The following is a 15933-nucleotide window of genomic DNA, read 5'->3' on the forward strand; positions in this document are numbered from 1 at the left end:
AAATTCGTCAAAAATCAGCTTTTTCCTCTTTCACTCTTTGCCGGTTTAGCCTGCAATGAGTGTCAGAGGTTCTCCCGGATCGGGAGTGACGTAGCAGACGTAGCAAAAGGAATAACAATGAAAAAAATCGCAATGACCTGTGCATTACTCTCTTCCCTGGTGGCAAGCAGCGTCTGGGCTGACGCCGCCAGCGATCTGAAAAGCCGCCTCGATAAGGTGAGCAGCTTCCATGCCAGCTTCACACAAAAAGTGACCGACGGCAGCGGCGCGGCAGTGCAGGAAGGTCAGGGGGATTTATGGGTTAAGCGCCCGAATCTGTTTAACTGGCATATGACACAGCCGGATGAAAGCATCCTGGTCTCCGACGGCAAAACCCTGTGGTTCTACAACCCGTTCGTTGAGCAGGCGACGGCGACCAACCTCAACTCGGCAACCAGCAACACGCCGTTTATGCTGATTGCCCGTAACCAGACCAGCGACTGGCAGCAGTACAACATCAAGCAAACCGGTAACGACTTCGTGCTCACGCCGAAAAGCAAGAATGGTAACCTGAAGCAGTTCACCATTAACGTGAGCCAGAACGGCACCATTAACCAGTTCAGCGCCGTTGAGCAGGACGATCAGCGCAGCCTGTATCAGCTGCAGTCTCAGCAGAATGGCGCTGTGGATCCCTCTAAATTTACCTTTACCCCGCCGCAGGGCGTAACGGTGGACGATCAACGCAAGTAGAGGCCTGAGTGAGCAACCTGTCGCTCGATTTTTCAGACAACGCGTTTCAACCTCTGGCCGCCCGTATGCGGCCAGAAAACTTAGCGCAGTACATCGGGCAGCAGCATCTGCTGGCGCCCGGTAAGCCGCTGCCGCGTGCTATCGAGGCCGGGCAGCTGCACTCGATGATCCTCTGGGGGCCGCCCGGCACCGGCAAGACGACCCTTGCTGAGGTCATTGCCCACTATGCCAACGCTGACGTTGAGCGCATCTCGGCGGTCACCTCTGGCGTGAAAGAGATCCGCGAAGCCATCGAACGTGCACGCCAGCGCCGCAATGCCGGTCGTCGCACCATTCTGTTTGTGGACGAGGTCCATCGCTTCAACAAAAGCCAGCAGGATGCCTTTCTGCCGCACATTGAAGATGGCACTATTACCTTTATCGGCGCCACTACCGAAAACCCCTCGTTCGAGCTTAACTCAGCGCTGCTCTCCCGCGCCCGCGTCTATCTGCTGAAATCTCTCTCCGTTGAGGATATCGAGCAGGTGCTGGATCAGGCCATCAGCGACAAAACGCGCGGCTACGGCGGGCAGAATATCGTCCTGCCGGACGAAACCCGGCTGGCCATCGCCCAACTGGTCAACGGTGATGCCCGGCGCGCTCTGAATACGCTGGAGATGATGGCTGACATGGCCGAGGTCGACGAGAGCGGCAAGCGGGTGCTGAAGCCTGAGCTGCTCACCGAGATTGCCGGGGAGCGCAGCGCGCGCTTCGATAATAAAGGCGATCGCTTCTACGATCTCATTTCGGCCTTGCACAAATCCGTCCGCGGCAGCGCGCCGGATGCGGCCCTCTACTGGTATGCCCGCATTATTACCGCCGGGGGCGACCCGCTCTACGTCGCGCGCCGCTGCCTGGCGATCGCCTCGGAGGATGTCGGCAACGCCGATCCCCGTGCAATGCAGGTTGCGCTTTCGGCCTGGGACTGCTTTACCCGCGTCGGGCCAGCAGAAGGGGAACGCGCCATCGCTCAGGCGATTGTCTACCTTGCCTGCGCGCCAAAAAGCAACGCCGTCTATACCGCCTTTAAAGCGGCAATGGCCGATGCCCGCGACAAGCCGGACTATGACGTACCCGACCATCTACGCAATGCACCAACCAAGCTGATGAAAGAGATGGGCTACGGCCAGCAGTATCGCTATGCCCATGACGAGCCCAACGCCTATGCCGCTGGCGAAGAGTACTTCCCGTCCGAAATAGCACAAACGCGCTATTATCATCCCACCAGCAGAGGTCTTGAGGGCAAGATTGGCGAAAAGCTCGCCTGGCTGGCCGATCAGGACAATAAAAGCCCCACAAAACGCTATCGCTAATTGAGGCGTTGCGGTAAGGTTACTTGTGAATTCTTGTGGCTGCGTCTGCGGCCACTCCCTCTAATATCAATTCGATAAGCACAGGATAAGCATGCTCGATCCCAATCTGCTGCGTACCGAGCCAGACGCAGTCGCAGAAAAACTGGCACGCCGGGGCTTTAAGCTGGATGTAGATAAACTGCGCGCTCTTGAAGAGCGTCGTAAAGTTTTGCAGGTCGATACGGAAAACCTGCAGGCGGAACGTAACTCGCGATCGAAATCCATTGGCCAGGCGAAAGCGCGTGGGGAAGACATTGAGCCGTTACGTCTGGAAGTGAACAAGCTGGGCGAAGAGCTGGATGCCGCTAAAGCCGAGCTTGAGACGCTGCTGGCGGAGATCCGTGACATCGCGCTGACCCTGCCGAACCTGCCGGACGACTGTGTGCCGCTCGGTAAAGACGACAGTGAAAACGTGGAAGTGAGCCGCTGGGGTGAGCCACGTAAGTTTGATTTTGAAGTACGCGATCACGTCACGCTGGGCGAGATGGCTAAAGGCCTCGACTTTGCCGCGGCGGTTAAGCTGACCGGCTCCCGCTTTGTGGTAATGCAGGGGCAGATTGCCCGCCTGCACCGCGCCCTGAGTCAGTTCATGATCGATCTGCATACCGAACAGCACGGCTATATCGAGAACTACGTGCCGTACCTGGTTAACCAGGACACGCTGTACGGTACCGGCCAGCTGCCTAAATTTGGTGGCGATCTCTTCCATACCCGTCCTCTGGACGAAGAGGCGGAGAGCAGCAACTATTCGCTGATCCCAACGGCAGAAGTGCCGCTGACCAACCTCGTACGTGATGAGATCCTTGAAGAAGAGGCGCTGCCGCTGAAGATGACGGCCCATACGCCGTGCTTCCGCTCAGAAGCGGGCTCCTACGGACGCGATACTCGCGGCCTGATCCGTATGCACCAGTTTGATAAAGTTGAGATGGTGCAGATCGTGCGTCCGGAAGAGTCCATGGACGCGCTGGAAGAGATGACTGGCCACGCTGAGAAGGTGCTGCAGCTGTTAGGCCTGCCGTACCGTAAAGTGCTGCTGTGCAGCGGCGACATGAGCTTCGGCTCGCGCAAAACCTACGATCTGGAAGTGTGGCTGCCGGCGCAGGATACCTACCGTGAAATCTCCTCCTGCTCTAACATGTGGGATTTCCAGGCGCGCCGCATGCAGGCTCGCTGCCGTAGCAAAGCCGACAAGAAAACCCGTCTGGTGCATACCCTGAACGGCTCTGGTCTGGCAGTAGGGCGTACGCTGGTCGCTGTGCTGGAGAACTACCAGCAGGCTGATGGCCGCATCGAGATCCCAGCGGTGCTGCGTCCGTACATGAAAGGTCTGGAGTACATCGGTTAACTCAAGTCACACTCCCTCCTAAAAAAGCGCCTACGGGCGCTTTTTTTATGCATTTTTGACATCAAGCAACAATTCATACCTCTTTCGGGGTAATACTGCCTTCATATGAAGGTCAGAGCTTATTACTGGCATCACCAAAATTTTCTCTATAAAAAACTACATAACGGCACTTTTCTTTTTTTTACTACAGGCAGCAAAGTGAGTCCCTATGAAAAAGAAGATCTCCGATGCAGTACTGGCAGCAGAGGTAAGCCGGCGCAGTTTAGTCAAAACCACGGCATTAGGCGGCCTGGCGCTTGCCAGCACTACCTTCACCGCTCCTTTCACCCGTATAGCGAATGCCGCTGAAAGACTCAGTCCGAGTAATGAAAAAATTATCTGGAGCGCCTGTACCGTCAACTGCGGCAGCCGATGCCCATTGCGTATGCACGTTGTCGACGGCGTGATCAAATATGTTGAGACCGATAATACCGGTGACGACAACTATGAAGGATTGCACCAGGTTCGTGCTTGCCTGCGCGGTCGCTCTATGCGCCGCCGCGTCTATAACCCGGATCGCCTGAAGTACCCGATGAAGCGCGTTGGCCTGCGCGGCGAGGGTAAGTTCGAACGCATTAGCTGGGATGAAGCCTTCGACATCGTCGCCGACAATATGAAACGCCTTATTAAAGATTACGGCAATGAATCTATCTACCTGAACTACGGCACCGGCACCCTCGGTGGGACCATGACGCGCTCGTGGCCACCGGGAAAAACTCTGATTGCACGCCTGATGAACTGCTGTGGCGGCTACCTGAATCACTACGGGGACTACTCCTCGGCGCAAATTGCGGCGGGCCTGAACTACACCTACGGCGGCTGGGCCGATGGCAATAGCCCGTCAGATATTGAGAACAGCAAGCTGGTGGTGCTGTTTGGCAATAATCCAGGCGAAACGCGGATGAGCGGCGGCGGCGTAACCTACTATCTTGAGCAGGCCCGCGAGAAGTCAAACGCACGAATGATCATCATCGATCCACGCTATACCGATACGGGCGCAGGACGTGAGGATGAGTGGATCCCTATTAAGCCGGGCACGGATGCCGCGCTAGTCAACGGCCTGGCGTGGGTATTGATCACTGAAAATCTGATCGATCAACCTTTTCTCGATCGGTACTGCATCGGCTACGATGAAACAACCCTTCCCGCCAGCGCGCCAAAAAACGGTCACTATAAAGCCTATATTCTCGGCCAGGGGAGGGACGGGATCGCGAAAACGCCAGCGTGGGCCGCGCCGATCACCGGTATTCCCGCCGATCGTATCATCAAGCTAGCCCGTGAAATTGCCAGCGCTAAACCCGCCTACATTAGTCAGGGCTGGGGGCCGCAGCGTCGTGCTAATGGTGAAATAACGACCCGGGCTATCTCGATGCTGGCCATTCTCACCGGCAATGTGGGCATCCACGGCGGCAACAGCGGCGCGCGTGAAGGCTCCTATGAGCTCCCCTTTGAGCGTATGCCGACCCTGGAGAACCCGGTCGCGACAAGTATCTCCATGTTCATGTGGACGGATGCCATAGAGCGCGGTCCGGAAATGACTGCTCTGCGCGACGGGGTTCGTGGAAAGGACAAGCTCGATGTGCCGATCAAAATGATCTGGAACTATGCAGGTAACTGCCTGGTTAACCAGCATTCAGACATTAACCGCACCCATCAGATCCTACAGGATGATAAAAAGTGCGAGATGATCGTTGTTATCGACTGCCATATGACCTCTTCAGCAAAATATGCCGATATTTTGCTGCCGGACTGTACTGCATCGGAGCAGATGGACTTCGCGCTGGATGCCTCCTGCGGCAACATGGCCTACGTCATCTTCACCGAGCAGGCGATCAAGCCGCGCTTTGACTGCAAGACAATCTATGAGATGACCTCGCAGCTGGCAAAACGGATGGGCGTGGAACAACAGTTTACCGAGGGGCGCACTCAGGAGGGGTGGCTGCGTTACCTCTATGAAGCGTCGCGAAAAGCTATACCTGAGCTGCCCACCTTCGAGGCGTTTCGCCAGCAGGGGATCTTTAAAAAACGCGATCCTGACGGGCATCACGTCGCCTACCGGGCGTTTCGCGAAGATCCGCAGGCCAATCCGCTCGCTACCCCCTCCGGTAAAATTGAGATCTACTCTGAGGCCTTAGCAGAGATAGCGGCGACATGGGATCTGCTGGAAGGCGACGTTCTCGATCCGCTGCCCATCTTTACGCCAGGGTTTGAAAGCTATGACGATCCTCTAATAAAAAAATATCCGCTCCAGCTCACCGGCTTTCACTATAAATCCCGCGTTCACTCAACCTACGGCGACGTTGATGTGTTGAAGGCCGCCTGCCGCCAGGAGATGTGGATCAACCCCATCGATGCGCAAAAACGACAAATTAGCAACGGAGACAAGGTGCGCATCTTTAACGGTCGTGGCGAGGTGCATATTGAGGCGAAGGTGACGCCACGCATGATGCCCGGCGTTGTTGCCTTAGGTGAGGGAGCCTGGTACGACCCGGATGGCCAGGGGGTAGATCGCGGCGGATGCATTAACGTGCTGACTACCCAACGCCCCTCTCCGCTGGCGAAGGGGAATCCGTCCCATACCAATCTCGTTCAGGTCGAAAAGGTTTAAGGAGTGACTGATGGCAATCCAGTATGGATTTTTTATTGATACAAGCCGCTGCACCGGATGCAAAACCTGCGAACTGGCCTGTAAAGACTATAAAGATTTAACCCCGGAGGTCAGCTTCCGCCGCATCTATGAGTACGCGGGCGGCAGCTGGCAAGAGGATAACGGCGTCTGGCAACAGAATGTCTTCGCCTACTATCTCTCTATCGCATGCAACCACTGCGAAGATCCCGCCTGTACCAAGGTATGTCCGACCGGGGCGATGCACAAACGAGAAGATGGTTTTGTCGTCGTCAACGAAGAGGTCTGCATCGGCTGCCGTTACTGCCATATGGCCTGTCCCTACGGCGCACCGCAGTACAATGCCAGTAAGGGGCATATGACCAAATGCGATGGCTGTCACGACCGGGTGGCTGAGGGGAAAAAACCGATCTGCGTTGAGTCCTGCCCGCTGCGCGCGCTCGATTTCGGCCCTATCGAGACGCTGCGTAAGCAGCACGGTGAACTGGCCGCCGTTGCCCCTCTGCCGGGCGCACACTTCACGAAACCCAACATCGTTATTAAACCCAACGCCAACTGCCGCCCGATCGGGGACACCACGGGCTATCTGGCGAACCCGGAGGAGGTGTGAGATGGGAAGCGGATGGCATGAGTGGCCGTTGATGATCTTTACGGTCTTTGGGCAGTGCGTGGTGGGCGGTTTTATCGTTCTGGCATTTGCCCTGCTGAAGGGAGGGCTTACCCCCGAGGCGCAGCAGCGGGTTACTACCGGTATGCTGTGGCTGTGGGTGCTGATGGGCGTGGGTTTCATCGCCTCGGTGCTCCACCTTGGTTCGCCGCTGCGCGCCTTTAACTCCCTTAACCGGGTAGGTGCGTCTCCCTTAAGCAACGAAATCGCCACCGGTTCGATCTTTTTTGCGGTCGGTGGGATCGGCTGGCTGCTGGCAGTGCTGAAAAGGTTGAAACCAGGGTTACGCACGCTCTGGCTGGTGGTCACTGTCCTTCTGGGCATCGTTTTTGTCTGGATGATGGTGCGTGTCTATAACAGCATCGATACGGTGCCGACCTGGTACGGCATCTGGACACCGCTGAGCTTCTTCCTGACCCTGCTGATGGGAGGACCGTTGCTGGGCTATCTGCTTTTGCGTATTGCCGCGATCGATGGCTGGGCGATGCGCCTGCTGCCTGTGGTTTCCGTGCTGGCCTTAATCGCAAGCGCAATCGTGTCGATTATGCAGGGCGCAGAGCTGGCGACGATCCATAGTGCGGTGCAGCAGGCGTCTGCCCTGGTACCTGACTACGGCTCGCTGATGGCCTGGCGTACCGTGGTGCTGGCGGCGGCTCTCTGCTGCTGGATCGTACCTCAGATGGCTGGAAAAGTCCCCGCGGTGCCGCTGCTCTCGGTGGCATTTATACTGCTGCTGGCCGGGGAGCTGATTGGTCGCGGCGTATTTTATGGTCTGCACATGACTGTAGGAATGGCGGTTGCGGGTTAAAGATAAGGAAGCCGCAAAAAAGAGGCGTCTTCAACCATGAAATTTTTCTACTAAACGCAGGCCCGGGATATTTCGTTATTTATAATATAATCATGTGATTAATGATTTTATCCCGCTGCGTTTCATTTCTGATAATCAGTATTTCAAATCGATCGTCGCAAAAGGGCCTGCTGCGGCTATCCAGGCCGATTGACAATGTTTTTGCCGGTGGCATGATGCGCTCGAAATCAGAACTTCCTCACGGTTTATATCCATGCCTATCTATACCCGCCCGGTGCTATTGTTGCTCTGTGGCCTGTTGTTGTTGACCCTGTCGATCGCGACGCTAAACACGCTCGTGCCGCTTTGGCTCGCCCATGAAAACTTGCCGACGTGGCAGGTAGGTATGGTTGGCTCCGCCTTTTTTACCGGTAACCTGGTGGGCACGCTGCTCTGCGGTCGCCTGATCAAACGCTTCGGTTTTAACCGCAGCTACTACATCGCCTCGCTGATTTTTGCTACGGGCTGCGTGGGAATGGGTCTGATGGTGGGCTTCTGGAGCTGGATGGTATGGCGCTTCGTCGCTGGCGTCGGCTGTGCAATGATCTGGGTAGTGGTTGAGAGCGGCCTGATGTGCAGCGGCACCTCCCGCAATCGGGGTCGCCTGCTGGCTGCCTATATGATGATCTACTACGTAGGTACGGTGCTGGGCCAGCTGATGGTAAGCAAGCTGCCAACCGGGCTGATGCAGGTTATGCCGTGGGTTACCGGCCTGATCCTGGCTGCGATCCTGCCGCTGCTCTTCACCCGCATTGTGAACGAACATAGCGAGCATCAGGAGGCGACATCGATGTGGCCGATGCTGCGCCTGCGTCAGGCGCGTCTGGGCATCAACGGCTGCGTTATCTCCGGCATTATTCTTGGCTCGCTGTATGGCCTGATGCCGCTGTGGCTGAACCATCACGGGGTGAGCGATGCCGGAATTGGTTTCTGGATGGCGGTGCTGATTAGCGCCGGTATTTTCGGCCAGTGGCCGGTGGGCAAGCTGGCGGATCGCTTTGGTCGCCTGCTGGTTCTGCGCGTGCAGGTGTTTGTGGTGATCGTCGGCTGTCTGGCGATGCTGGGCAACGCCGCGATGGCACCGGCGCTGTTTGTGTTGGGCGCGGCAGGCTTTACGCTCTACCCGGTGGCGATGGCGTGGGCCTGTGAGAAGGTTGAGCCACACCAGCTGGTGGCGATGAACCAGGCTTTGCTGCTTAGCTACACCGTCGGCAGTCTGCTGGGGCCGACCCTGACCTCAATGCTGATGCAGAGCTACTCTGACAACCTGCTGTTTGTGATGATCGCCAGCGTGTCATTTATCTACCTGATGATGCTGCTGCGCAAAGCAGGCCAGCATCCGACGCCTGTGGCACACGCTTGATACTGAAATGAGACTTGCCCCATTGAGCCGGAGAGAGGCGTACGATAACCTGTCCGGGTCTGATAGAGAAAAGGCAAAAACTATGTCAAAGCGCTGTTTTAGCGTTACCGCACTGGCGGTAATGTTATCTTTATCTTTTGCATCGGCACCTGCCATGGCTAATCCCGGTAACGGCAACGGTCATGGTAATTCGGGTAATCACGGTAGCAAACAAGATAACGATCATGCAAAGCACAACCAGTCGGGTAATAAGGGCGGCGATACTCTCTCTATGAATGTGAGCTATGACCGCGCTCGCGCCCTGGCGCTCGATTATGGCCTGACAGGCTATCAATCACTGCCGCCGGGTATTGCTAAAAACCTGGCGCGGGGCAAACCGCTGCCGCCTGGGATTGCGAAAAAAGCCGTTCCGGCTTCAATGCTTGGGCAGTTGCCATCCTACCCGGGTCACGAGTGGCGCATCGTCGGTGACGATTTGGTCCTGATTGCTCTCAGCACAGCCATCGTCACGTCGGTGATAAACGGCGTATTCAAATAGGTAATAAAAAGCCCGGCTCAGACCGGGCTTTTTATTAATACATTACCTTGTGACCGTACTGCTCCAGGATACCTTTCACGCGATCCATGGTCTCTTTCTTCGGTGGATGGATACCATCAAGCTTGTACTCTTCGCCCATCGCGACCCATTTGTGCTTACCCAGCTCGTGATAGGGCAGCAGCTCAATCTTCTCAACGTTGCCCATATCGCGGGTGAACTCACCCAGGCGATGCGCAGAGTCGTCATCGTCTGACCAGCCCGGCACTACCACATAGCGTATCCAGACCTTAATGTTCTTCTTCGACAGATACTGGGCGAACTCCAGCGTGCGGTGGTTAGAGACGCCAACCAGATTCTGGTGGATCTCATCGTTCATCTGTTTGAGATCGAGCATCACCAGGTCGGTGACTTCCAGTAGCTCGTCGATCACCGGATCGTAGCGGCGAACAAAGCCGTTGGTATCCAGACAGGTGTGAATGCCTTCCTGATGGCAGGCGCGGAACCAGTCGCGCACAAACTCGGCCTGAAGGATAGCCTCACCGCCGGAGGCCGTTACGCCGCCGCCGGAAGCGTTCATAAAGTGGCGATAGGTCACGACCTCTTTCATCAGCTCGTCAACGGTAACCTCTTTGCCGCCATGGGTGTCCCATGTATCACGGTTATGGCAGTAGAGGCAGCGCATCAGGCAGCCCTGAAAGAAGGTGATAAAGCGGATCCCCGGGCCATCAACTGTGCCACAGGATTCAAAGGAGTGAATGCGACCGATAACTGACATTGCGAGGTTCTCCGGATATGGCCCGTCCCGGGCCTGTATTTGCACAGCTTTCCGCTATGTTTAAGTCTGTTTTGCCAGCTGCCCGTAAGCAGGACAGTTGGCAAAGCAGGCTCGAAGGAGAGGGCGCGTTTACTAAAAAGGCCCCACGATTGTGGAGCCTTTATTGTACGCTTTTTCAGTCAACCATTACATGGTTTGCGTGAAGGTACGGGTGATAACGTCCTGCTGCTGTTCTTTGGTCAGGGAGTTAAAACGTACCGCGTAACCGGAAACACGGATGGTCAGCTGCGGATATTTTTCCGGGTGCTCCATTGCATCAAGCAGCATTTCACGGTTCATGACGTTCACGTTGAGGTGCTGACCGCCTTCAATGGAAGACTCGTGATGGAAGTAACCATCCATCAGGCCTGCCAGGTTGGTTTTACGCACTTCATCGTCTTTACCCAGCGCGTTCGGAACGATAGAGAAGGTATAAGAGATACCATCTTTAGCGTAGGCAAACGGCAGTTTAGCAACGGAGGTCAGAGAGGCAACGGCACCTTTCTGATCGCGACCGTGCATCGGGTTAGCACCTGGGCCAAACGGCGCGCCAGCACGACGACCGTCCGGGGTGTTACCGGTTTTCTTACCATACACGACGTTAGAGGTGATGGTCAGAACGGACTGGGTCGGGATAGCGTTGCGGTAGGTAGTCAGTTTCTGAATTTTCTTCATGAAACGTTCAACCAGGTCAACCGCCAGGTCATCAACGCGTGAATCGTTGTTACCAAACTGCGGGTATTCACCTTCGATTGCAAAGTCAGTCGCCAGACCGTCTTCGTCACGAATCGGTTTAACTTTCGCATATTTGATAGCGGACAGGGAGTCAGCCGCAACGGACAGACCTGCGATACCACATGCCATGGTGCGAACAACGTCACGGTCGTGCAGCGCCATCAGAGAAGCTTCGTAGCTGTACTTGTCGTGCATGTAGTGGATGATGTTCAGGGCAGTCACGTACTGCTTAGCCAGCCAGTCCATGAAGTGATCCATGCGCTCCATGACTTCGTCGAAGTTCAGGACATCGCCTTTGATCGGTGCAGATTTCGGACCCACCTGCATTTTCAGTTTTTCATCAACGCCGCCGTTGATCGCGTACAGCATAGTTTTCGCCAGGTTAGCACGCGCGCCGAAGAACTGCATTTGCTTACCAACAACCATCGGGCTTACGCAGCAAGCGATAGCGTAATCGTCGTTGTTGAAGTCAGGACGCATCAGGTCATCGTTTTCATACTGCAGAGAAGAGGTGTCGATAGAGACCTTCGCTGCGTATTTTTTGAAGCCCAGCGGCAGTTTTTCAGACCACAGTACGGTGATGTTCGGCTCCGGAGACGGCCCCATGGTGTACAGGGTGTTCAGGAAGCGGAAGCTGTTTTTAGTGACCAGCGTACGGCCATCAACGCCCATACCGGCGATGGATTCGGTTGCCCAGATCGGGTCACCGGAGAACAGCTCATCGTACTCAGGGGTACGCAGGAAGCGAACCATACGCAGTTTCATGACCAGGTGGTCGATCATCTCCTGCGCGTCCTGCTCGGTGATTTTACCGGCTTTCAGGTCGCGTTCGATGTAAACGTCAAGGAAGGTAGAGACACGGCCAAAGGACATGGCTGCACCGTTCTGGGATTTCACCGCGGCCAGGTAGCCGAAGTAGGTCCACTGAACCGCTTCCTGAGCAGTAGTTGCCGGACCGGAGATATCGCAGCCATATTTCGCTGCCATCTCTTTGATCTGGCCCAGTGCGCGATACTGTTCGGAGATCTCTTCACGCAGACGGATAGTCGCTTCCAGATCTTCGCCGTTTTCCAGTTTATCTTGCAGAGAGAGGAACTGAGCGTATTTGTCTTTCATCAGGAAGTCGATACCGTACAGCGCAACGCGACGGTAGTCACCGATGATACGGCCACGGCCGTAGGCGTCCGGCAGACCGGTCAGCACGCCAGACTTACGGCAGTTCAGGATGTCTTTGGTGTAGACATCAAAAACGCCCTGGTTGTGGGTCTTGCGATATTCAGTGAAGATCTTTTTCAGCATTGGGTCCAGCTCGCGGTTGTACGCTTTGCAGGAACCTTCAACCATTTTGATACCACCGAACGGGATAATCGCACGTTTCAGCGGCGCTTCAGTTTGCAGACCAACAATTTTCTCCAGCGCCTTGTTGATGTAGCCGGCGTCGTGAGAGGTGATGGTGGACGCAACGGAGGTGTCGAAGTCAACTGGCGCATGGGTGCGGTTCTCCAGTTTGACGCCTTCCATTACTTTGTCCCACAGCGTGGTGGTAGCTTCAGTGGCACCGGCCAGGAAAGATTCGTCGCCCTCGTAAGGAGCGTAGTTTTTCTGGATAAAGTCACGGACGTTGACCGCTTTCTGCCAGTCACCTTCAACGAAACCTTCCCATGCTGTTGCTAACTTTTCATTAAGCTCGGACATGTAACACCTACCTTCTTAAGTGGATTTTTTATTTACTGCCTGGAACAGCCATCAATGATGGTTATCGCCACGCAGGTAAATGACCCAGTATGTCAACCCAACCAGTAAACCCCCACCGATAATGTTCCCGATCGTTACGGGGATCAGATTATCAGTGATGAAGTTCATCACGGTCAGATGAGAAAAATTGGCTGGAGATGAACCGACTGCGGTCCAGAACTCCGGCGAAGCAAAATCACGAATCACGATACCCAGTGGGATCAGGAACATGTTTGCGATGCTGTGCTCAAAGCCGCTGGCAACAAACATGGCAACCGGCAGGACCATAATCATGGCTTTGTCCATCAGGCTGCGGCCTGAGTAGCTCATCCATACGGCCAGACAGACCATCAGGTTTGCCAGGATGCCGAGTGCGACGGCTTCAATAAAAGTATGGTGCATTTTATGGTCAGCGGTTTGCAGGACGTTGAGTCCCCAGCCGCCGTTAGCGGTCATGTACTCACCCGAGAGCCACATCAGCAGCACAAAGAGCAGACAGCCGACCAGGTTGCCAACGTAAACGTTGATCCAGTTGCGAGCCAGCTGGCCCCAGGTGATTTTGCCGCTGGCCTTTGCCACCACGATAAGTACCGTCGAGGTAAAGAGATCTGCACCGCAGATAACGCACAAAATCAGGCCCAGTGAGAAGCAGATACCGCCAATCAGTTTAGCAACACCGTACGGCATCGCGGCGGTGCCGGTGGTGGAGGTAATATAGAAAACAAAGGCGATGGAGATGAACACCCCGGCGGTAATCGCCAGGAAGAACGTCGTCATCGGACGCTTTGTGGCTTTATAGACACCCGCCTCTTCGGCAACTTTTGCCATCGCAGGGGGAAGTATCAAATCAAAAGGGTTGTCAGCTTTCACACTAACTCTCTCTTCATTAAGTTGGCAATGAGATACTAACAAAGCATTATAGGAGAGAACTTGATATGGATCATATCTCACCCGTCTTATAGGCCTTTTGATGTTGTGGTTTTAGGTTTTTTTATGCGTAACTAATTGATTTTTATAAAATAAATAAAGTTTAAAAATTATAAAATGTTTTGAATCTTTTTTTGGACTCGTCGCTGGCGCGTTAATTACAATGGAGTAATTCTGCCAAAAAGTAACAATACGCCTGAGTTTCAATAAAGAATATTACTTATGAGTAACCTAATTATTACATTTATAATTCTTTGCAAAAATATATAAAAAACGGGGCAATGAAATTGCCCCGTAATATAGCCTGGCTGTCGCAATACGCCTACAGCTTATGGTGTTATTTACGCTTCTTTTGGCCAGAAAGCCTGTTTCGCCCGCTGCAGCTTCTCGTAGGCTGCCAGCAGGGAGCGGTGAGCCGGGAACGCTTCCAGCGTACCGTCTGCCGCCTGTAGACCGTAGAACGGCGCTTCACCGCTCATCGCTGCACTGGCTGCTTCCACCGCGTCCGCGCCATACATGCGGACAAAGGCGTTGAGGTACTGCAGCGGCTGGCGCTCTTCTTCCTGAGCCAGCAGCAGAAGGGTCTGCAGGCAGCGGTAGTAGTTTGCTCGCGCCGGGGAAAAGACGGAGGCATTAAACTCCATTGTCCATTCGGTCCAGATCAGGGCCTGCTCAAGATCGCCCCCCGCTAGCGCCAGCATCGCCTTCAGCTCGCCAATGCGCAGCGTGTACCAGCCGTTGTCTTTCCCGGTAGCAATGCCTAACAGCTCACGCACGCGGGTAAAGTCATCGTGACCCTCGTCGTCCAGCTGGGCGATCAGATCGAGGTACGCCTCTTTCTCCCACTCGCTGCCCGGCAGGGCAAGAATGGTTTCGCGCAGGTGGCTCCCCATGCTGTTGTTCGCCAGCCAGAGATCCTCTGCCGGATAGATGTCGGACATGCCCGGCACGATAATACGGCAGGCGTAGACGCTCAGATGCTCGTAGTCAGCGATGTAGACCTCTTTATCCTCCTCACGGAAGATGGCCATCAGGGTCGCGAACTCCTCTTCGGTGGTGCCAGAGAAGCTCCAGTCCACGAACGGATAGTCGGCGTCCTGCTTGAACATATCCCAGGAGATCAGACCGCTGGAGTCGATAAAGTGGGTCTCCAGGTTGGCATGCTCGGCGACCTCTTCATCATCAAAGGTCGGCGGGGTGAAGACGTCGAGATCCTTCAGGCCACGGCCCTGCAGCAGCTCGGTTACGGTACGCTCCAGCGCCACGCCAAAGTCCGGGTGTGCGCCGAAAGAGGCGAAGCAGGTGCCGTTAGCCGGGTTAAACAGTACCACGCAGATCACCGGGTATTTGCCGCCCAGCGAGGCGTCGTAGGCAAAGATAGGGAAACCTTCAGCTTCCAGGGTAGCAATAGACTCTACCACGCCTGGATAGCGAGCCAGCACCTCCTGCGGGATCTCCGGCAGGCTGATGCTTTCCGCAATAATGCGGTTCTTGATGTGGCGCTCAAACACTTCCGACAGACCCTGTACGCGGGCTTCGTTGCGGGTGTTACCGGCGGACATGCCGTTAGAGACGTACAGGTTGCCGACGATATTCATCGGAATATAGACCGTCTGCTGATCTGACTGACGGGTAAACGGCAGACCGCAGATGCCGCGTTCTTCGTTGCCTGACTGCAGGTCAATCAGCATGCCGGCGGCCAGCTCGCCTTCCGGATCGTAGAACGCACGCAGGCGGGCGTCGAGAATACCTTCCGGCAGCGAGTCGTCTTCCGGCAGTGGGAACCACTTCTCGTTCGGATAGTGCACAAACGGGCCATTAGCGATCTCATCGCCCAGCCAGAAGTCGGCAAAGAAGTAGTTAGTAGAGAGACGCTCGAAATACTCGCCAAGGGCGGAGGCCAGCGCGGCTTTTTTGGTTGCGCCTTTACCGTTGGTAAAGCAGAGGGCGCAGGCTTTATCGCGGATATGCACGGACCAGACGTTTGGCACCGGGTTCAGCCAGGAGGCCTCTTCGATATCGAAGCCAAGATCGAGCAGTTTCTGCTGGAAGCGGGCGATGGAGTCTTCCAGAGCGGCATCTTTGCCGGGGATAAATGTTTGCGTCATGAGCGTCACTTTATTCGTACGGAAAGCGCGCAATGATACGGGTTTTAGGTGAACGGCGCTATCTTCCTGC

Annotated in this window: 12 protein-coding genes; 8 read left to right on the plus strand and 4 right to left on the minus strand. The window is 55.2% G+C overall.

The genetic code is table 11. The features are described 5' to 3' along the window. The first annotated feature begins 117 nt into the window (after positions 1-117). The 8 genes from lolA (at position 118) to WFN61_RS02715 (ending at position 9545) form a co-directional block, all read left to right on the plus strand. Positions 118-729, plus strand: coding sequence for an outer membrane lipoprotein chaperone LolA (lolA, locus tag WFN61_RS02680; RefSeq protein ID WP_144813020.1), 612 nt, complete (start codon positions 118-120; stop codon positions 727-729). Between the two features lie 8 nt (positions 730-737). Then, complete coding sequence (locus WFN61_RS02685; protein ID WP_144813016.1) at positions 738-2081, plus strand: replication-associated recombination protein A; 1344 nt, start codon at positions 738-740, stop codon at positions 2079-2081. A 91-nt stretch (positions 2082-2172) separates the two neighbouring features. Further along, complete coding sequence (gene serS, locus WFN61_RS02690; protein WP_144813013.1) at positions 2173-3465, plus strand: serine--tRNA ligase; 1293 nt, start codon at positions 2173-2175, stop codon at positions 3463-3465. Positions 3466-3673: 208 nt separating this feature from the next. Beyond that, positions 3674-6112 (plus strand): dimethylsulfoxide reductase subunit A, encoded by a 2439-nt coding sequence (dmsA, locus tag WFN61_RS02695; RefSeq protein ID WP_312234995.1) that lies wholly within the window; start codon positions 3674-3676, stop codon positions 6110-6112. Positions 6113-6122: 10 nt separating this feature from the next. Then, positions 6123-6740 carry a DMSO/selenate family reductase complex B subunit gene (locus tag WFN61_RS02700; RefSeq protein ID WP_144813007.1) on the plus strand — a complete coding sequence of 206 codons (618 nt, stop codon included), beginning with the start codon at positions 6123-6125 and terminating at the stop codon, positions 6738-6740. Position 6741: 1 nt separating this feature from the next. Beyond that, entirely contained in the window at positions 6742-7605 is an 864-nt protein-coding gene (locus WFN61_RS02705; RefSeq protein WP_337037509.1) for a dimethyl sulfoxide reductase anchor subunit family protein, read from the plus strand. 253 nt (positions 7606-7858) lie between these two features. Then, on the plus strand, positions 7859-9007 hold the full coding sequence (locus WFN61_RS02710; protein ID WP_144812997.1) for an MFS transporter: 1149 nt from the start codon (positions 7859-7861) through the stop codon (positions 9005-9007). Between the two features lie 82 nt (positions 9008-9089). Continuing rightward, positions 9090-9545 (plus strand): anti-virulence regulator CigR family protein, encoded by a 456-nt coding sequence (locus WFN61_RS02715; RefSeq protein WP_144812994.1) that lies wholly within the window; start codon positions 9090-9092, stop codon positions 9543-9545. A gap of 34 nt (positions 9546-9579) precedes the next feature. Here the strand turns inward: WFN61_RS02715 and pflA are convergent, their stop codons facing one another. The 4 genes from pflA to ycaO form a co-directional block, all read right to left on the minus strand. Continuing rightward, positions 9580-10320: a pyruvate formate lyase 1-activating protein gene (gene pflA, locus WFN61_RS02720; RefSeq protein WP_257757081.1), complete on the minus strand. Its 741-nt coding sequence runs from the start codon at positions 10318-10320 to the stop codon at positions 9580-9582. Positions 10321-10506: 186 nt separating this feature from the next. Next, positions 10507-12789, minus strand: coding sequence for a formate C-acetyltransferase (gene pflB, locus WFN61_RS02725; protein ID WP_144812991.1), 2283 nt, complete (start codon positions 12787-12789; stop codon positions 10507-10509). Positions 12790-12840: 51 nt separating this feature from the next. After that, complete coding sequence (focA, locus tag WFN61_RS02730; RefSeq protein ID WP_144812988.1) at positions 12841-13698, minus strand: formate transporter FocA; 858 nt, start codon at positions 13696-13698, stop codon at positions 12841-12843. Between the two features lie 398 nt (positions 13699-14096). Beyond that, positions 14097-15863, minus strand: coding sequence for a 30S ribosomal protein S12 methylthiotransferase accessory factor YcaO (gene ycaO, locus WFN61_RS02735; protein ID WP_144812984.1), 1767 nt, complete (start codon positions 15861-15863; stop codon positions 14097-14099). Positions 15864-15933: the final 70 nt, after the last annotated feature.

The organism is Pseudescherichia sp. AS216, assembly GCF_037152055.1.
Classification (GTDB): Bacteria; Pseudomonadota; Gammaproteobacteria; order Enterobacterales; family Enterobacteriaceae; genus Pseudescherichia.